Annotated in this window: 19 protein-coding genes and 1 other annotated feature; of the genes, 8 read left to right on the top strand and 11 right to left on the bottom strand. The window is 34.9% G+C overall.

The window, feature by feature from the left end; all coding sequences use genetic code 11:
* Nucleotides 1-56: 56 nt before the first annotated feature.
* The 10 genes from DN394_RS09000 to DN394_RS08950 form a co-directional block, all read right to left on the bottom strand.
* Nucleotides 57-1490 carry a sensor histidine kinase gene (locus DN394_RS09000; RefSeq protein ID WP_098091892.1) on the bottom strand — a complete coding sequence of 478 codons (1434 nt, stop codon included), beginning with the start codon at nucleotides 1488-1490 and terminating at the stop codon, nucleotides 57-59.
* Entirely contained in the window at nucleotides 1490-2179 is a 690-nt protein-coding gene (locus DN394_RS08995; RefSeq protein ID WP_098091893.1) for a response regulator transcription factor, read from the bottom strand. The genes DN394_RS09000 and DN394_RS08995 overlap by 1 nt, the downstream gene beginning before the upstream one ends.
* A 12-nt stretch (nucleotides 2180-2191) precedes the next feature.
* The gene (locus tag DN394_RS08990; protein WP_097994795.1) at nucleotides 2192-2962 is read right to left on the bottom strand and encodes an ABC transporter permease; all 771 of its coding nucleotides are present in this window, start codon (nucleotides 2960-2962) and stop codon (nucleotides 2192-2194) included.
* Nucleotides 2963-2972: 10 nt separating this feature from the next.
* On the bottom strand, nucleotides 2973-3791 hold the full coding sequence (locus DN394_RS08985) for an ABC transporter permease subunit (protein ID WP_046955642.1): 819 nt from the start codon (nucleotides 3789-3791) through the stop codon (nucleotides 2973-2975).
* Nucleotides 3788-4516: an ABC transporter ATP-binding protein gene (locus DN394_RS08980; RefSeq protein ID WP_046960022.1), complete on the bottom strand. Its 729-nt coding sequence runs from the start codon at nucleotides 4514-4516 to the stop codon at nucleotides 3788-3790. Before DN394_RS08980 ends, DN394_RS08985 begins: the two co-directional genes overlap by 4 nt.
* Before the next feature lie 249 nt (nucleotides 4517-4765).
* A complete protein-coding gene (locus DN394_RS08970) occupies nucleotides 4766-4906 on the bottom strand; it encodes a DUF3985 family protein (protein ID WP_000404783.1) in 141 nt (46 codons plus the stop codon).
* A gap of 96 nt (nucleotides 4907-5002) precedes the next feature.
* Entirely contained in the window at nucleotides 5003-6055 is a 1053-nt protein-coding gene (locus DN394_RS08965) for a M50 family metallopeptidase (protein WP_141498567.1), read from the bottom strand.
* Nucleotides 6056-6097: 42 nt separating this feature from the next.
* On the bottom strand, nucleotides 6098-6808 hold the full coding sequence (locus tag DN394_RS08960) for a DUF3169 family protein (protein ID WP_097915714.1): 711 nt from the start codon (nucleotides 6806-6808) through the stop codon (nucleotides 6098-6100).
* Nucleotides 6795-7016 carry a helix-turn-helix transcriptional regulator gene (locus tag DN394_RS08955; protein WP_098091895.1) on the bottom strand — a complete coding sequence of 74 codons (222 nt, stop codon included), beginning with the start codon at nucleotides 7014-7016 and terminating at the stop codon, nucleotides 6795-6797. The genes DN394_RS08960 and DN394_RS08955 overlap by 14 nt, the downstream gene beginning before the upstream one ends.
* Before the next feature lie 218 nt (nucleotides 7017-7234).
* Nucleotides 7235-7849 (bottom strand): DedA family protein, encoded by a 615-nt coding sequence (locus tag DN394_RS08950; protein WP_097915701.1) that lies wholly within the window; start codon nucleotides 7847-7849, stop codon nucleotides 7235-7237.
* Nucleotides 7850-8261: 412 nt separating this feature from the next.
* On the opposite strand from DN394_RS08950, the gene DN394_RS08945 reads away from it, so the two are divergent.
* The 5 genes from DN394_RS08945 to DN394_RS08925 all read left to right on the top strand — a co-directional run bounded on the left by DN394_RS08945 (nucleotide 8262) and on the right by DN394_RS08925 (nucleotide 12689).
* Nucleotides 8262-8705, top strand: coding sequence for a DUF3978 family protein (locus DN394_RS08945; RefSeq protein ID WP_000388758.1), 444 nt, complete (start codon nucleotides 8262-8264; stop codon nucleotides 8703-8705).
* A 30-nt stretch (nucleotides 8706-8735) separates the two neighbouring features.
* Nucleotides 8736-9197: a L,D-transpeptidase gene (locus DN394_RS08940; protein WP_000735054.1), complete on the top strand. Its 462-nt coding sequence runs from the start codon at nucleotides 8736-8738 to the stop codon at nucleotides 9195-9197.
* A 364-nt stretch (nucleotides 9198-9561) separates the two neighbouring features.
* Nucleotides 9562-10227, top strand: a complete 666-nt coding sequence (locus DN394_RS08935; protein ID WP_000148835.1) for a response regulator transcription factor — start codon at nucleotides 9562-9564, stop codon at nucleotides 10225-10227.
* On the top strand, nucleotides 10205-11647 hold the full coding sequence (locus DN394_RS08930) for a sensor histidine kinase (RefSeq protein ID WP_098091896.1): 1443 nt from the start codon (nucleotides 10205-10207) through the stop codon (nucleotides 11645-11647). Before DN394_RS08935 ends, DN394_RS08930 begins: the two co-directional genes overlap by 23 nt.
* Before the next feature lie 139 nt (nucleotides 11648-11786).
* On the top strand, nucleotides 11787-12689 hold the full coding sequence (locus DN394_RS08925; RefSeq protein WP_098091897.1) for an EamA family transporter: 903 nt from the start codon (nucleotides 11787-11789) through the stop codon (nucleotides 12687-12689).
* A 41-nt stretch (nucleotides 12690-12730) separates the two neighbouring features.
* Here DN394_RS08925 and metG read toward each other — a convergent pair whose 3' ends face one another.
* Complete coding sequence (gene metG / locus DN394_RS08920) at nucleotides 12731-14365, bottom strand: methionine--tRNA ligase (protein ID WP_098091898.1); 1635 nt, start codon at nucleotides 14363-14365, stop codon at nucleotides 12731-12733.
* A gap of 51 nt (nucleotides 14366-14416) precedes the next feature.
* Nucleotides 14417-14687 (bottom strand) — a binding site (T-box leader).
* 114 nt (nucleotides 14688-14801) lie between these two features.
* Between metG and DN394_RS08915 the strand changes: the two genes are divergently transcribed.
* From DN394_RS08915 to DN394_RS08905, 3 genes are all read left to right on the top strand, one after another.
* The gene (locus tag DN394_RS08915; protein WP_098091899.1) at nucleotides 14802-15620 is read left to right on the top strand and encodes a class I SAM-dependent methyltransferase; all 819 of its coding nucleotides are present in this window, start codon (nucleotides 14802-14804) and stop codon (nucleotides 15618-15620) included.
* Between the two features lie 411 nt (nucleotides 15621-16031).
* Nucleotides 16032-17726, top strand: a complete 1695-nt coding sequence (locus DN394_RS08910; RefSeq protein WP_149293744.1) for a methyl-accepting chemotaxis protein — start codon at nucleotides 16032-16034, stop codon at nucleotides 17724-17726.
* Nucleotides 17727-17951: 225 nt separating this feature from the next.
* Nucleotides 17952-19643, top strand: a complete 1692-nt coding sequence (locus DN394_RS08905) for a methyl-accepting chemotaxis protein (protein ID WP_149293743.1) — start codon at nucleotides 17952-17954, stop codon at nucleotides 19641-19643.
* Nucleotides 19644-19693: the final 50 nt, after the last annotated feature.

Below are 19693 nucleotides of genomic sequence, written 5' to 3'. Positions count from 1 at the left end.
TTTTGTATACACCGTTACTACAATAAAAAGAAGCTACCCTCACGGCAACTTCTTTCCTACATTCCCCCGCTCGGAATCCGAAACGAAACATGCGCCCCACCTCGCACCTCGCTATTTTCTACCTGTATTTTACCGCCGTGCTTCTCAACAATTGTCTTAGCAATATATAAACCGAGTCCAAAATGCTCCTTGCTTCCTGAGCGTGACTGATCTCCTTGATAAAAACGTTGTAATACTTTTTTCAAATCTCCTTCTTGGAAACCAGGCCCTGAATCATATACATGAAACTCTATTGTGTCATGCCAAGTACACACTTTAACGAGCACCTTCCCTGACACCGTGGTAAACCGAACTGCATTCATTACGATATTATCCATTACTTGACTGATCCGCTCTTGGTCAAATACTAAGCTTTGTACATCCTCATTGTTTTCAAAGATAACATCCCACTCAATTTCTTTTTTCCTAGCTATACATTCATATTCTTCTAGTTTTTTTAGAAAGAATGGATTTATATGCACTCTATTTAAACGTAATTGAAATGCGAAGCTTTCTAACTCATTTACTGTTTGGAACTCCTCAAGAAGTTTTGTCATTCTGTTTGTGTTTCGTTCAATCGTTTGTAAATAACGATGTAACAAATCTTCATTTTTCCATAAGCCACTTTGCAGACCTTCTGCATGACCTTGCACAATCGTTAGCGGTGTTTTCAAATCATGGGAAATAGCTCTAATGTATTCTCTTCTTTCTTCTTCTAACTCCCATTGTCGTGACAAACTAATAGCTAATGCTCCGCGCATATTTTCAAACGAACTGACTAATTCACCAATCTCATTTTGCGCGTTGTATTCTAAATGAAAATTTAAATCCTGCTCTTGAATTCTTTTTGAAGCCTCTGATAATTCAGCGAGTGGTTTCTTTATTCTTTTTCCCATTCGGTGTGAAACGATGTAGGATAAAATTGTAATGTATATAAAGGGTGAAGCTAAAAATAAGATTACAAAAAAGGAATCAACTGCCGAAGCGGTTGATATTATCAAATGATAATTAAACCCTATCGCTCCTTGTAAATCTCCATTCTTATCCACTAAAGGCAGATATGTCGTAACTTCAGTATCATCATCTTCCTCATGAATATTTGTATTAATAACACTCAAAATTGGTCTCTCATTTGTTATTACTTTCTTTTTATATGTACCATAAGAAATATCTCCTTGCCTATTAACAATTTGATATTGAATGCCCTCACTAGGGACAACTTTCTCTAATTCATATCGCTCTTTCTCGTCTAACAATAGCGCGCCTTTATCTTTTACGTATTCTTTTATCATAGGAATTTTCTGCTCATAATAATTTGCAGGAAATACTTTTCCACTCTTCGTTAGCCAATACCAACCACTAGCCGCCGTTAAAACCGTCAGTATTAAACTACCAATTAAAACTATTAAGAAGCCAATTACTAGCTGTTGTTTAATCCGTAACCTTTGCATCAATTTTGTACACTCCACTTATATCCAATTCCCCACACCGTTTGAATATATGTATATTCTCTATCATATACACTAAGCTTTGTTCTAATTTTCTTTATATGCTCAACTACAGTAGAGACATCACTTTCACTATCATATCCCCAAATTTTTTCAAACAGCTGCTCTTTCGTCAAAACTTGGCCAGTATGAAGTGCTAACATTTTCACGACTTCATACTCCTTTTTTGTAAAGTGAATTTTTTCTTTACCTAATAGTATTTCATAACTCTGCAAATCTATTACTAAATCGCCATAACGTAGAAAATTCTTTTGCCCCATCATTTGTAATTCTGTCGTACGACGCAAATTAGCAATAATTCTCGCTTTCAACTCTTTTAAACTAAACGGCTTACTAATATAATCGTCTCCACCAATCAATAAACCTTCTATACGAGACCGTTCACTACCATCGGCACTTAAAAATAAGATGGGGCATGCATAAGACTCTCTCATCTTCTCGCACACTTTAAATCCATTCATATCTGGCAACATAACATCTAAAATAATAAGGTCCACGCTACTATCTAATTGTTTCAAAGCCTCTTCACCATTTAATGCACTTCTTACTTCATACCCCTCCATGACAAGACTATCTTCAATAAATGTAAGAATATCCGGTTCATCGTCTACAACTAATATTTTGTCCGCCACGGTAAGTCCCTCCTAATTAAATACATCTTTTTTACACCAACTAAACATAGCCGCTATTGCACATCCTCCTAAAATTGTACCATTTATTAGGTAAAATGTTACTTTCCCTTCACTTAATATTCTTAGAATTGATTCGCTTCCAATTACAAAATAACTTACTTCTTCATTCACATATAAACTTGCTACTAGCAAACCGACTATCACAAAATATGTAATAATAGAATTTTGAAACCAAAGGCTTACAAAGCTACTCAACATAATTAAAGCACTTGCGATAAACCATAATATTAAATAATATTTTACAGTATATAAAATAGAGGCACCCGTCCCATAAATGACTTGTTTATCCAAAAAGAATGTCTCCTCTGCGTGCCTAATAAAAAATGTTCCGTATATATTACTCTCTATAAATGCTATTAATAAAAATAAACTTACGATACTCATTTGAGTAGCCCATTTTGCTAATAATAATTCCCCTCTACTTACCGGGCGGATCATGACAAGACGATATGCGCCAGATGAAATTTCGCTATTAAAACTATCAATAAATAAGATTGGAAAAATTAATAAGAATAGCGTAAAATACCATTCTCTTGTAACTGCAACAGGAAAGTTCAAATTACTTAAGATTGCTTCCGTCCCTTTTGTATCGTAAATAGCAACTCCAAAAGTATGAACCCATACACTGTGCAAAATAAGTAACAGTCCAAAAATAACAATTAATACTTTCGTCTTCTTTCTATCAAAAATCCGTTCAAATTCGCTTATAAGTATCTGTCTCATTCTTCACACCTCACACAAAATTATCTTTTTTTCCTATCCAATAAACTGTTACAACATTACAAACAGCAATGTATACAAGTAAAATTACAGATCCAAAAAGAATCAGCCGTGAACTACCAGATAAAGCTATAGCAATTCCCTCATGTTGCAATTTAATTAAAGACGAATAATTAATATAAAGAAAAGCCGATGATTTCCCTATCACTAACGCCATCGCTGGATATCCAAAAGAAAATATAATAAATCCCATACCAAGAAGTGTTGCACTTGTTATCGATTTACTTATAACCGAAAGCATAATTAATATGCTAGCCATCGCTATTAAAGTAAGATAAGCAATTCCATAATAAGAAATACAGTATAAGAAAACGCCAAGTGCATTCGTTTTTTCCGTATGATAAAACAAAAGAATATTGGGTTCATGCTCAAAGAAAATATAGCCAATACAATAACTACAAATAAAATAGGCACCTATAAATAGCAAACTTACTGCTAATATCGTAATTATTTTCGCAATAAGAATTTCCGAATACATGTATGACCTTTGGATTACCATCCGAATTTGACCACTGTGATACTCTTGAGCAAACACAAGGACAATCAAAACGAGTAAAATAAGATTACATATACTCATAAGCATTTCTGATAAGGCAAGTACTGGGAATGAATTCGCATATGTATAATCAACTGCTATCCTTTCTACTTCTTGATTATGTTTCAAATAGTACTTCGCAGCCCCAATTAACATCACTGGTATCATCAAAAAACAAAGCCACGTTACTTTCTTAGCCCAAATCCGCTCCCATTCCGAGCGTACTAACATCATCATGAGCTCATCATCTCCACGAAAATATCTTCTAATTCTTTATTTCTTCCTTGTAACTCTTCCGTCGTTCCCCGCCATATTAGTGATCCTTCGCGAATCATGACCCATGAATCACACATAAGCTCCAATTCACGAATTAAATGACTAGAAATGAAGAAAGTAATTCCCTCTTCACGCTGTAAGTCGAGTACAATTTTACGAAGTTGCTTAATTCCAACTGGATCTAATCCATTAGACGGTTCATCCAAAATGATAAAATCTGGATCCCCAAGAAGCGCCTGCGCAATCCCTAAACGCTGCTTCATCCCTAACGAATACGTACCAACTTTATCGTCAGCACGATTTTCTAAACCGACGACTTCTAATACTTGCTGCACCTTTTTTTCAAGAACTTCTCCACCAGTACGTAGCGTAATCCTACCTAAATTCCGTAAATTTTTTCGCCCTGACATATAAGGGAAGAAAATTGGTGCTTCTACAATTGCACCTACATGCTGAAGAGCTTCTTTCCGATTTTTTTGTACGCTACTGCCATTAATTAAGATTTCACCTTCATTTGGTCGAATTAACCCCATGATCGTTCGAATAAGAGTCGTCTTCCCTGAACCATTTGGCCCAACAAAACCACAAATTTCATTTTTATAAACAGAAAAAGACATGTGGCTTAACAACGTTCTTCCCTTCACCCTTTTCGTCACATCTCTCACTTCTAAAACCGCTTTTTTCATCCTTACCGCCTCCTTACCACTAGAATAGAAGGTAAAAATAAACAATTTATAAACAAATAAAAAGAAGTTACCTTCACGGCAACTTCTTTTCCACATACCCCATCCGGTACTTACCGGAATATATCAACGATTTTTCAAATATATCGATCGTTTCTCCACTTATATCAACGATTTTTTCATTATATCGACGATTCGACACAACATATCGATTTACCGATATCCTTCGACACTCAAAGCGTACAACATACCCTATCCCCCAAGCAATTTACTGCCGAACTCTACGATTAAAAAGATAACTAATAGGATCGCGAGTATCTTTAATGCTACATATGCTACTTTAAAAACAGCATAAATGAGCAAGACTATTAAAATAATCGTTAAAATTTCCATCTAGAATTCCTCCAAGCTTTGCTCTGCTTATCTTATTTTACTCGCCCCAGACTTTTTATGGAACGGCATAAGACGACATAGAAAAAAGAGGATACCTCACCCATCGTAAGATACCCTCTCTTTCAGCTGCTCAAACCATTCTCTCTCTAATTGTAAATATCCTATTTCACTATTCTCAGCGCTCTTCAATTCTTTATCCGCTTTCCTCATATAAACGTTGGAAGCTTCTATATCGCCCTCTAAATATTTAATAATTCCTTGTGTACGGTAATATCCGTTTAGATCAATCTTAGTAATGGCTTTTGCATGTTCCTTCGCTTCATGCAGAGAAAGGCTATCCATCTGATAAAGAGCTTTATATAAAAGATACCAACTGTGAAAACTGCTGACGAAATATTTATTTTCTTTCGTTACAGGTAGTTGAACAATTGTTTCTATATATGGTATTGCCCTTTCCATTCCTTCTTGATCGGCTCTGGCATAAAAAACGAGCATAAGTCCGCTCATTATATCTCTTATACTTTTATCTTCTTTTAATTTTTCCTCACTAAGTTCTATTAATCTCTTATCCCAATCTTTCGGCCTTTTATAACTAAATAACTCACTTGATACTTGAATATTATATAAATGCTGCTTCGCCTTTTCATCATCTTTAATTAAAATAAGAAATTGCATACCATCACTCAAAAACGTTCCTTTTATCGGTACGATTGTAGCTGCAAAAATCACAAAGTGTAAAACAGAAAAATATAAAAGATATTGATAATAACTCACCATGTATATGTAACCAAAAGTAATACCAAATAATAAACTTATCATTGGTCCACCTAAAGTCATCCATGCCCATTTTTTTGAAAGGTTCGGTGTCTCTATAGTAGGTGGCACTAGCATTACAACGCCTCCAAAGTACATCCACAATTTATTTTCTCGAATGCGTACTTTCCCCTTCTCTTTTTGAAAGGTAATCGGCCCTACTGTCATAAATTTAAAATTCAAACCACCTATTAAACCAAGTACTGCATGTCCTAGCTCATGAATAGCTAGCACCAATAAAAAAATTCCAAATAATATCCATATTTCCAACATTACTTCTAATTTCTCAGTTCGAATTACTACGTATAAAATGGACAGAACTAACGCCGCTGTCATAGAACCAGCTGGTCTTCTTAAAATATCCACCTTTTTCTCCCCTTAATAAATCATTTTTCTATGCATTTCATACATAAATTTCCCGAGATGCAATATCCAAATAAATGAGATTAAGCCAATTAATACAAAATCGATATCACTAGCCGCTGTATATATAACGGCAGCCCACCATACATATGCCAATACTGTATTCGTAAATTCATATGCTTTATATCCAGCCTCATGCACAATGTGCTTTAATCCTTCATCTGCGTTTTTCGTCCACATTTTCATAGATTCCATATATGTTACACCTTGTTCAGGATATAGCTTGTTATAACGATTTTTTATTATGAGCCCGATAACCACTACAATAGTCAAACAGACAATAGATGCTACTAAATTCCACACTGCAAATGAAACATTTGTATCCTGCAACAGTGCACGTCTACATGTAATAACTGCATATACAAACCATGCCTGCGTAACTATATCACCTACACGTAAATATATACTTATAATGCCTAATTTTCTGCCTTGTACGCTCTCTTCTTCATCGCGTGCCTCCGCTAACATACGTGTATTCTTCCAAGTGTAGTACATCATTAAGATTCCAAAAATAGTACATACACCTATAAATGTATTAGATGATAATTTTCTCGGTTCATCTGAGAGTAAATTTAAAGCTATATAAGATGTTAAAAAGCCACCCATCATACTTAATGCTATTTTCCCCGCAAAATCAAATTGTTTTTTTCGTTTACTCTTCTTCATCCTCTTCCCCCTCCACTAACGTAAATATTTCCTCCACCGGTACGTTGAAAATGTGTGCGATTTTTAGCGACAATACAATAGATGGTGCATAATCCCCGCGCTCAATTAAACTAATCGTTTGCCGTGATGATCCTATCGCTTTCCCTAAATCCCCTTGTGATAAACGATGCTTTGCTCGCAATTCCCTCACTCGATTTTGAAGCTTCATGTCTTCCCTCTTTTTCATTTATTTAATTAAAATTGTAAATAATATCCTTATCCTTGTCAATTATAATTGTCATTTTGACGTTAATAATTGACAATATAATCTATATAATTTTAAACAGATGAACTAACAAAATCTCATTAAAATAGATTGGAACATAAAATAAAAAGGCAGTGCGTTTGCACTGCCTTCCTAAATTCTGACATAGAATGGATTCCATATTAACTTGCGTTTTGTAACAATACTCGTTTTAACTGTTTGCGGAAACGAACACTTAACGTAATTGCTACGATAACGATAACTCCAACAATGATTTTACCGATATGATCTTCTAGCACTCCAAAGATGTCATGTAAGTTTCCACCTAACCAATAACCACCGATTAAGAAGAATGATACCCAAAATAGAGCACCTGAGTAAATTGTAATTGCAAAACGACGGAATGGTAAGTTAATAATTCCTGCAAAATATCCTGTAAAATGACGTACACCAGGAATAAAGAAGCCGATAAAAATAAGGAAGTATCCATACTTATCAAACCACATTCTTGTTAAGTCGATTTTTCTTTGTGTTAAAAATACGTATTTCCCATACTTTTGAATAAAGGGCATACCTAATTTATTTCCTAAAAAGTATTGCATTGTCATTCCTACACTTGTCCCAATAAAGGATAGGATAATTAAAATTGGTAAACTTAAATCGCCCTTTTGTGCTAAAAACCCCGCATACGCTAACGTTGGCTCTCCCGGAAACGGAAGTGCAATATATTCTAACAGCAAACCAACAAGTACAACATAGTACCCGTACTGCTGAAATAATTCATGAACCCATTCCATGTCATCTCTCCTTTCAATCACGTACAACTTCTTACTATTATTGTATAAAAAAATTGTCGAAATAACTATCACAATAGCTTACATTTTTATTACATTTTTGTAAGGCTCACTAAAGTTTTCTGTTCATTATTTGCTGCTATCCATTTTCGCTTTTCGATGTGCTAACAATTATATACCGTACGGAATAGAGCTATTAATATGCATTTTTTATCCAGTTTTTAACACTTAAAAGTCACCTTATTTTGTTCTCAATAAAAAACCACCACAAACTCATACTAACTTCATATTAGCTTCATATACGTATTGTAAGATTATATCGGAATTTGTTGAAAAATTTAACTAATATATGACTAAGCATTAAATTGAATAAATATAAGTAGTTTTTCGAAATTGAAAAAAGGGTGAATAAGAAATGGAAGCTTATAAAATGCATGATTTTATTAATACAAATGTTGAATCTCATCAAAATGAAACCGTTTTTAATTTACACATATGTGAAACAAGTGAATTTGACGTAAGTTTAACAAAATCTACAACACTGTCTTTTATCGTTTCAAAAAAGAACATTAAGATTGTTACGAAAAAATGGATTAATTCAAATCAAGAAAGCATGATTGGTAAAAGTTACATCATTCCAACGAAAGCTTTCCACTACTTCTTACCAATTATTTCTGAAACTGAAGATGAGCTAAATATTCAAGTTCAAAGTTTTGGACTACATGGTGAACTTTTACTAAATGAAAGATTACTTATTGATAAAAACAACAAACAAAATCCAAAGATTACTACCTTCTTTGAAACATTAGATGAAAATGTAAATAAAGTATTACGAGGATTGCAAATTCATTGTATGTAAGACTATTACAATAGCAAAAAGGAGAATATAATGAAAAAACTATTATTAAGCGCACTATTATCATTAGGATTTTTAACTATTCCATTCACAAATGCTGAGGCAGCTACAACAAACGATCAGCTTATCGTGAATACGCAGTTAAATAAAATGGATTATTATCAAAACGGACAATTTATAAAGAGTTTTACTGTCGCTACTGGAAAAGCAGCCACACCTACGCCTAAAGGTACTTTTCAAATCGTTAATAAAATTAAAAACCGTCCTTACTATACAGGAAAAATTAAAGGCGGCGATCCACGTAATCCACTTGGTGACCGTTGGCTCGGACTAAACATGGCAGGAACTTACGGAACAACTTATGCGATTCATGGTACTAACAATAATCAAGCAATCGGCAAATGGACAACACTTGGTTGTATTCGTATGTATAACAATGATATACACTGGTTATTTGAGCGTATTCAGCAGCAAGCTACCGTCACTGTAAAATAACCTAAAAACAAGATTTATGTGTAGCCAAGAATTTTATATCTTGGCTTATTTTATTTATTCATTTACAGTAGCAAAACAACTGTATTTACATATATAATAAGAATAGGTTTCGTTAAACAACATCAAAACATTGATAAACATGGATATTAAAATTATACAGTTATAATATTTTATAAATTTTACAATACATACTATAATAGAACTAATGTAATTCTGAAATATTCAGTTTCTCTAAACCATTCCCCTTGCTACTTTCATGATGACTTTATAGCGGGGGCTTATTATATGTATAAACAATTTGAGTTATCCAAAAAATGATGAATTCGAATATTGCAGTAAAAAGCGTTATTTAGGAGGTGTTACTATGACGCATATACTGGTGATTGAAGACAACCCAGATATACAAGAACTGATTCGTGAATTTCTAATGGCACAAAACTTTACTGTTGATGTCGTTGGCGCTGGAACAGAAGGTATTCTTCTTTTCCAAAAAAATTCATACGATCTTGTCCTCCTTGATGTGATGTTACCAGATATAGATGGCTATAGTATTTGTAAAATTATGCGAGGACAATCTGATGTACCGATCATTATGTTAACAGGCTTACATAATGAAGAAAGTGAAATTAAAGGATTTGAGTTAGGTATTGATGACTATATTACGAAACCGTTCCATTACACCGTATTTATTAAACGTGTAGAGGCTGTATTAAGAAGGGCAGCAACAAAGGAAGCAGAAGCTGCAACTATACTACAATTCCATGAATTGATGTTAAATTCTACAGCCTATGCCGCTTATGTTCATGGTAATCAAATTGAATTGACAACAAAAGAATTTGAAATTTTATATACTTTACTGCAAAATCGGGGAAAAGTATTATCAAGAAGTGATTTGCTGAATAAGGTATGGGGCTATGAACATTATGGTGATGTAAGAGTTATAGATACACATATTAAGAACTTAAGAAAAAAATTAGGAATTCCTTATATTAAAACGGTGAAAGGCATTGGCTACAAAATCGAATCGTAGTACAGACAACATCACCAAAAATATTTTCATCAAAACCTTATTATTTTGTATTCTTTTATCACTTTGTCTTTATCAAATTATTTATTTTCTAGCTTCAAACTACGATAAAGAACGTTTTGCAAAAGAAAATGGAGCGCTGTCTACAGAACAAGCGGATTCAGACAAACAAAACGACCAAAGTAAAACGAATCAAAGTAAGGCTGTTTCAGAGAGTACGATTTCCAATTTCCAGTCTTCTATTATAGATTATAAAGCACTCTCTACAGCCATAAATCACCTTTTGCAGCCTAGCCAAACTGTAAAAGCAAAAGAACATACCCAAAATATTGCGGGGAAAAACAGCACTTCTGCTCCACTTACAGAAACGGAAAAGCAAGTCGCTACTAATGATGCCTTACATAAACAAAATGCAGCAAGTAAAACAAATGATGCACAAGATAATCCAAAATTAGCAGATGTACTGCAGCAGTTAGCTCCACATATTGGCGCGACAATGCTTGCATTATCTTTACTCGGATCTTTAATTTATACAAAACTAATTGCCAAACCTTTTCAATTTATGAGCGATGCTTTAAAAGATATTATGAATCTTGATTTCTCAGATAAAAAGCTACTTAACAAAAATACAGACCAAACTGATTTTAATTTACAAGTAGCTGCTTCACAGGTCCCAAATATCGTGAAGAATTTACATGCAAGCAATCAAGATTTAAGAAACGAGCTCAAGAGAGAACAACAATTAGAACAATCTCGTAAAGAATTTATGTCTATGGTATCCCATGAATTAAAAACACCAATCGCAGCCGTTATGGGACAACTAGATGGCATGATTCACGGAATTGGAGCTTATAAAGATAGAGATAAATATTTAAAACGTTCCTATGAAATGATGCAAGATATTAACATATTAACGGAAAAAATGTCGGAATTATCCAAAATACAAAACCCTCAATTTAAACCTAATTTAAAAGTTATCTCATTAACTAATATTATTGAGGATGTTATGAAAAAAGTAGATTATTTCGTATCTGTAAAGCAGTTAAATGTTCAATCTAACATTAAACAAGATGTACAAGTTTTAGCTGATCCCAAATTTATTGAAACTGCTATTTTTAACATTATTTCAAATGCAATTCATTACACAATTGACCATCAGCATGTATATATAAAGCTTTACGAAAAGCCAAACGGTTATGCATTAGAAGTATTAAATACAGGTTCACAAATTGATGAGGATAAACTCGCCCATTTATTTGAGCCGTTCTATCGCGCAAATCCTGACAAACATGGCTTAGTACAAGGTAGTGGTCTTGGGTTATACATTGTAAAACAAATACTAGATAAGCATCAGTTTCCTTATGGGATACAAAACACACCTCAAGGTGTAAAATGTTCTATTGTATTCCCAAAAGCAATGTAAAAACCTACTACAATTTCATACCCCAAATTCATACTTCGTATGAGTGGCGGAATTTTGTAGAGTATCTTACTCTGTTTCGTTCGCCCGTTATCCTTATTTGGATAGCGGGCGTTTTTTATTATTTAAAAGGAGGATTTTCATGGAGAAATTTAAGTATTCATTACTCGTTTTATTCGGAGCTTGTAGCTACGGCGTACTCTCCACTATTTTCAAAATCGGATTTATTGATGGATTTTCAGCACATCAACTATTAGGAGGACAATATGTCTTCGGATGGATTGGGCTTCTTCTGCTCGTTCTTTTCGTTTCACGTCATAAAGTAACAAAAAAGCAATTCTTTTCCTTACTAACAGTTGGCACAACAATGAGTATGACTGGTATCTTCTACGCTATTTCTGTAGAAGAACTACCAGCATCTATCGCTGTTGTCCTACTCTTCCAGTTCACATGGATTGGTGTCGTTATAGAAGCAATCGCTAATCGAACATTACCAAGCCGTGAGAAAGTTATATCTATCATTATTTTAATTACTGGAACATTGTTTGCAGGCGGTGTCTTTGAAGGTCTCGGACAAAACTTTTCCACGAAAGGTATTATCTTTGGTCTATTAGCCGCTGTCTCTTTTTCATTCTATGTTTTTGCAAGTGGGCGTGTTGCTACAGAAGTTCCGCCTTATACGAAAAGCTTTCTTATGACAACAAGCGCTACTCTTATCGTATGCCTATTCTTCCCGCCAACCTTTTTAACGGATGGTGCCCTGCAAGCCGGTCTTTGGAAATACGCTTTCTTCCTCGGATTGTTCGGCGTTGTCGTACCTGTCATTTGTTTTTCAATTGGTGTACCGAAAGTAGGAACAGGACTTAGTACAATACTAGGAGCAGCTGAATTACCAACGGCCATTATCGCTTCTATTACACTTGTACATGAAGTCGTAACCTTCATGCAGTGGATTGGGATACTCTTTATACTACTTGGAATTTTTACTCCTCAGCTGCTTACGGCTAGGAAAACAAAGAAACATAGTAGCTTGCATAGTGCGTAACAAAAGACCTTTCATGTATTTGAAAGGTCTTTTTCTCTATCTCACTTTACCGCTCCATATAGCTTTTCTATTTCATGCTCAATTTGTTTTACATCGATTCGTTCAAATAGTGGCTGCACACTATCAATTCTATTCGGCAACTTGTTTTGAGGCTCCCAATTTCGGTTCACAATCGATAATGTGTTTCTAACTCTTTCACTTGAAAATGGTAAAAACGGTTCAAGGAGATTTGCAAAATTAGCGATAAGATACACACAGTTATAAATCGTTTCTTCACATGAAACTGAATCATCTTCTCGTTGTTTCCATGGCTGCCTCTCATCAAAGTATTTATTTGCAAAACGTACTGCATCAAATATTGTTTCTAACGCCACTTTAAATTTAGTTTGCTCAATTGATTCTCCTACATTTATATATAATCCTTCTATCTTCTCTTTCAGCTCTTCATTAATAATTCCATTCGGTACAATACCATCATAATACTTTTCAATAAACTTTAATGTCCGGTTCACAAAGTTTCCGTATGCACCTAACAATTCACTATTATGACTGTAAATGAATTCACGCCATGAAAAATCAGTATCACGATTTTCTGGTGCATTGACCGTTAAAAAGTAACGAATAGAATCTGGATTGTAGCGTTCTAATATGTCAGGCACCCATACTGCCCAGTTTTTACTTGTAGATAACTTTCTTTTTTCAACTGTTAAATATTCATTTGAAACGATATGACGAGGAATTGCGCCTTCTCCTATTCCAAGTAATACCGCTGGCCAAATGATGGAATGAAACGGAATATTATCCTTTCCGTGCACATAATATGTTTTCGCTTCTCTATCCCAAAACTCTTGATCATCTTTCCCTGTTTCTTCAGCCCAATATTTACTTGCTGAATAATATCCTGTCACGGCTTCAATCCATACGTAAACTTTCTTATCTTCATACCCTTCTACTGGTATCGGTACCCCGATTGGTAAATCACGTGATACGGCCCTATCTTGTAATCCTTCCTTTACATACCTTTCTGTTAGCTGAATCGCATTGTCACGCCATGTTCCTTCTTGTTTTGCGATTTCTACTGCTTCTTTAATTTGCTCCTGAAATGTATGCAATGCGAAATAGAAATGCTCTGTTTCCTGTATCGATGGCTTACTACCGCATAACTTACATTTCTTTTCTAACAAATCGAGCGGATCTAAAATAGCTGAACACGCATCGCATTGATCTCCTCTTGCTGCTTCATGGCAATGTGGGCAAATGCCTTCTACATAACGATCAGGTAAAAACTGCGTACACGTTTCACAATACGCTTGTTCCACTGTTTTTTTGTAAATATAGCCTTCTTCTAATAAACGTAAAAAGACATTTTGAACAGTTTCATGATGGTGCTCACTATCTGTACGTGTATAGCAATCATACGTAAAACCAAGTTTATGAAAACATCGCTGGAATTCTTCATGATACTTATCAGCAATTTCCTTCGCCGTCACCCCTTCTTGTTTTGCCCTAATTGCAATAGGTGTTCCATTACAATCACTTCCCGAAACATACAACACATTCTCACCTTTTGCCCGGTAATAACGTGCTAAAATATCTCCAGGTAACAAACTCGCAATATGTCCAAGATGTAACGAACCATTTGCATATGGCCAAGCGCCTCCAATAAAAATACTCATCTTACATTCCTCCTTTTAAATATAAAAAAGCCCCGCCCTTATCTTAAAAAAGATAAGGGCGGGGCTGTATAAACAGTCGCGGTACCACCTTATTTCGCCAATTACTCACATAATTAGCCTTAACAAGTACGGAGCTATATGCTCTTATACTGTGGTTTTGATAACGAGTACCAACTCTCGTCGCCGCCTACTATTATCATTTGATAAGTTCAGGACGAAGCTCAAAGGCCATTGTTCAAATGAATATTCTTGCTTCTTCTCAGCTACCGAAGCTCTCTGGAAAGAATGTGTTCATCCTACTTTTCCTTTTCAATGCTTTTACGTATAACAAGTATTTTACGACTTAATCACAGAAAAATCAAACTTTTATCCAGAAAGAAAAGGAAATCCCATCCCCTTGCCGAATAACTATACGTTCACAAAAGGAGTGATACGATTGAATCAAAAACAACTAAGTACACGTAATGAAAAAAGCTGGAATGCAGCTGCTTATGAAGCTTGGACGAATCGCCACGGGGCACCAGCCGATTATGCGAAAAAAATCATGGAAGACCCTATGCGCGAGGTAGATCACTATTTACCTTACATACAATCTCCGAAAGGAAAACGTATTATTAATTTACTCGGATCAAAAGGAAATAAAGCTGTCTCTCTCGCTCTTCTAGGAGCTGACGTAACAGTTGTTGATATTTCAGCAAGTAATGCAAAATATGCAAATGAACTTGCAGACGCAGCTGGTGTCTCTATCCAGTATGTCGTTTCTGATGTATTACATGTACAGCTCTCACAATCATTTGATATCGTATTGCTGGAACTTGGTGTACTCCATTATTTTTTAGATTTAAAACCACTCTTTCAAAAAATTGCTACTTTACTTAAGCGAGATGGAACGCTTATCCTTCGTGACTATCATCCTGTTTACACGAAATTATTAGGAGTAGACCACCCATCATTTCAGGCCAATGGAAATTATTTCGATGAAGAATTGATTGAAGATGATGTCGCTTATAGCATTCTTCTTACAGAAGCGCAGAAAGAATCCTTACCTAAAACAACCATCCGTCGCTGGACGCTAGGAGAAATTATTACAACACTTGCGGAAGAACATTTTAAAATTGAAAAACTAGTTGAAGAACACGGGTCTCATCAAAGGTGGGTCTTCCCTTCTACTGCACCGGAAGAAATTGAAAATCGTGTGCCTGGTTTATATACATTAATTGCGACAGCATGCAAAAAAGGATCCCTTCACGGATAGGATCCTTTTTGCATGCTCACGCATATAAGTTGAGGTTGGAGATTACCATAATTCTGTAGAATAGGACACAAGATATTTCAACATTTCGTCTCTGACTTACGTCGTCAAAAAGGGGTATGACCAACATAACGAAGAGTAATGTTACGGTTGATATTGATAATCGTTATCAACTAATTAGAAGTATACATGATGTTATTTCAAATTACAATAGCATTTCTCATTTTTATTTATGAACTTTTTGATATACAAATGTATACATTTTAAGAACATTTACTCATATTAATCTGCCACCTTCCATTATCTGCTATAATTTTCATTGAACAGATTAATAACTTCATAATGATGTTTTATTAATGTCGTTCTTAAATATTTATAAATCATAATAAATAGTTTTTAAAGGTAGGGGTAACGATGAAATATGTTAGTATTCGCAAAAAACTACTGTTCACACTCTTAAGCATTTCTTCTTTATTTAGTATTGCTCTTATTGTTATTCTTTCATTCGCTATGAACCAAGCAAGCGAAATTGAAACGTTAAAAAATGATGTATCTAAACGAGCAACAATTTTAAAAGAACGTGGTGATTGGTTCCAAGCACAAGTTGCCGGTTTACAAGAATATTTACTGTCACATGATCAAAAAGGATTGGATAAATTCAACCGAGAAGGAAAAAAACTTGCTGATACTAGAGAGAAAGTAACAAGTGATAAAAAACTCCCAGAAGGAATGAAAGAAGCGATTTTAATGGGAGCAAAATGGCGAAGCGTCATAGATAATGAAGTCCTCCCTCTCGCTCGCGAAGGAAAATGGGACGAAGCATCCAAAATCGCTTTAGCTCAAACCGATTATGTAAACGAGCTTTTAAGTCGTTTTACTAAATATGCAAATGAAGAAAATGATAAACGTGACGCATTAATTGCTGACGTAGAGTCTTCTTCATCTCTTATTCAATATATTATTTTCTTCTCACTCATTACATGTACGTTAACATCTATTTTATTAGCATGGTGGTTCTCTGGTAAACTCGTTAAACCGATACGACAAATTGATGAGAAATTAAAAGAATTAGCTTCTCAAGACGGCGATTTAACTGCTAGATTACACGTAACGAGTAAAGATGAAATTGGTGATATCGCCAATTCCTTTAATCAAATGCTCGCTAACTTACAACGTATCATAAAACAAGTGCAACAAACATCAACAAGTGTCAAAGAAGCGTCTGAAAATGTATTTATCGAAACAACTACGTCTATGGAAAATACAGCAAAAACCGAAGAAACGATGAATGCTCTTGAGCATAATATTCGTTCACAAGTTTCCAGTATCGAAGAAAGTTCAACTGCAATGGATGATATGACAACGAGTGTTCAGCGTATTGCTGAATCTGCCTCTTCTGTTACTAGCCTAGCTGTTACAACTGCTGAAAAAGCAGATAGTGGGAATAAAGTCATTGAGAAATCTATTACACAAATGCATACCATTAACGAAGCTGTTAACGCTACATCACAAGTAGTAGAACGACTCATTACACATACGAATCATATTGATACTGCACTTCAATCCATTTCTAATATCGCGGAACAAACGAATTTACTCGCTTTAAATGCTTCAATTGAAGCAGCTCGTGCTGGTGAACATGGAAAAGGATTCGCCGTTGTTGCCGATGAAGTACGAAAACTTGCTGAACAATCTCAGCTAGCAGCAACTGACATTAACCATTTACTTCATCAAATTCAAGCTGACACAAAAATAGCAAATGAAATGATGACGCAAGGTCAGTCAGAGGCTTCAGAAGGAATTACAGTCATTCGTACCGCTGGATCTTCATTCTCGGAAATTGTTAACCACATTAACAAAGTCTCTACACAAATGCAAGAAATGTCTGCAACTGCTGAAGAAATGGCCGCAAGTTCTGAAGAAATGAACGCTTCACTTAATAACATCGCTTCTATTTCAAATGAAGTTGCCGCCGAAACGTCACAAACAGCAACTTCGGCTGGTGACCAAGTAAACAAAATGAGTGTCGTTGCTAAAAAAGCTTCTGAAATGAAAACGACCGTACAAGAACTTGAAGTTCTCGTTTCCCATTTCAAAACAAACGTTTAAAGCGAAATTTTCATTTATACTTCTATGATATCCAAATTATTAAAAAGAGAGATTTACAGTCTCTCTTTTTTCACCTTAAAATATCTCTTTCTATCTCTCATTCCGTCTGCTATAATTCCTAAAGGAAAGAAGAAAGCTTTGTTCCAGATGGAGTAAAGCTTTCTTTCAATTTTTTAAATTTATTAATTCTAATACTAAGATTTCACAAAGGAGGCTTTTTATCATATGAATTTTATTAGCATTCGAAAAAAACTTATGTTCATGATGGGAACGATTTGCGCTTTATTTGGAATCGCCTTAGCTTTTATTTTATTTTTTGCTATTGACCAATCTCATAAAGCTGAAGCTTTACAAAAAGAAATTTCTCCCCTTGCAACAGAATTGAAAGAACGTGGAGACGCTTATCAAGTACAACTTTCTGCTTTAAGAGGTTATTTATTACAACATGATCAAGTCGAATTAGACAAGTTTAATGAGATGAGTAAACGTCTGGAGGATTCAAAAGATAAACTTCTTTCTAATCCAAATATTTCTCAATCCGTGAAAGATACAATGGAATCAGGATCGACTTGGAGAAAATTTATTGAAGAAAGAGTTTTCACTCTTGCAAAAGAACAAAAGTGGGAAGAGGCTCTACAAGTAGCTTATGCAGAAAATGGTGCCGTTTATAAAGTAATTGGTGACTTCACAAATTATAGTAATGAACAAGCCAAGTTACGTGACGAATCTATCAAAAAAATTGATCAATCTTCACTACAAATTGAATATGTTATCTTCTTATCACTTGTTATTTGTATTACCGTAGCTATCATTCTTGCATGGTGGTTCTCTGGTAAACTTGTAAAACCAATTCAACAAATTGATAATAAGCTAAAAGAATTATCATCTCAAGAAGGTGACTTAACAGCTCGCCTACAAGTAAATAGCAATGATGAAATTGGTACAATCGCAACATCCTTTAATAAAATGTTAGAAAACCTACAACATATCATCAATCGTGTGCAAAAAACATCTGTGGAAGTACAAAACGCTTCTGAAAATATGCTAGAAAAGACGAATATATCACGCGAGGCAACAATAAGAGTTCAAAGCTCGATGTCTAGCTTAAATGCAAATATTCAATCGCAAGCCTCTAGTATGGAAGAAAGCTCAACTGCAATGGACGATATGACAGTAAGCGTTCAGCGTATTGCTGAATCTGCTTCATCTGTAACTGAACTTGCTGTAACTACATCTGAACAGGCTAACGATGGAAGTTTAGTTATTCAAAAATCTGTTTCACAAATGACAACGATACACGACGCGGTAAATGCTACGTCAGAAGTGGTCGAACGTCTAATCACTCACACGAAATATATTGATACAGCTGTTCAATCTATTTCTAATATCGCAGAACAAACAAACTTACTTGCTTTAAATGCATCTATCGAAGCAGCTCGTGCTGGCGAACAAGGAAAAGGTTTCGCTGTCGTAGCTGACGAAGTTCGAAAACTTGCGGAACAATCTAAAACAGCGGCAACAGATATTAACCAATTACTACATCAAATTCAACAAGACACTGAAACTGCAAGTTCTATGATGTCACAAGGTCGTTCGGAAGCATTTGAAGGTATTCATGTCATTCGTGAAGCTGGCAACTCTTTCACAACGATTGTGGAACAAGTAAATAAAGTATCTACTCAAATGCAAGACATCTCAGCAACCGCTGAGGAAATGGCTGCAAGCGCTGAAGAAATGAACGCTTCACTGAATAACATCGCTTCTATTTCGACTGAAGTATCTAGTGAAACAGCGGCAACCGCACAATCTGCTGAGCAAAAGGTCATTACTATGAATGAGATGACTGTAACTGCTAGACAAATGAAACAAACAGTTCAAGAATTAGATCAACTCGTATCTCATTTCAAAACTGAATAGCTTTCAAAAAATATTCCTCTTTTAAGAGGAATATTTTTTTGAGCTCATTC

Source organism: Bacillus sp. BB081 (genome assembly GCF_008368895.1).
GTDB lineage: Bacteria > Bacillota > Bacilli > Bacillales > Bacillaceae_G > Bacillus_A > Bacillus_A wiedmannii.
The sequence above is the reverse complement of the archived record's forward strand: the minus strand, read 5'-3'. Positions and strand labels throughout refer to the sequence as shown.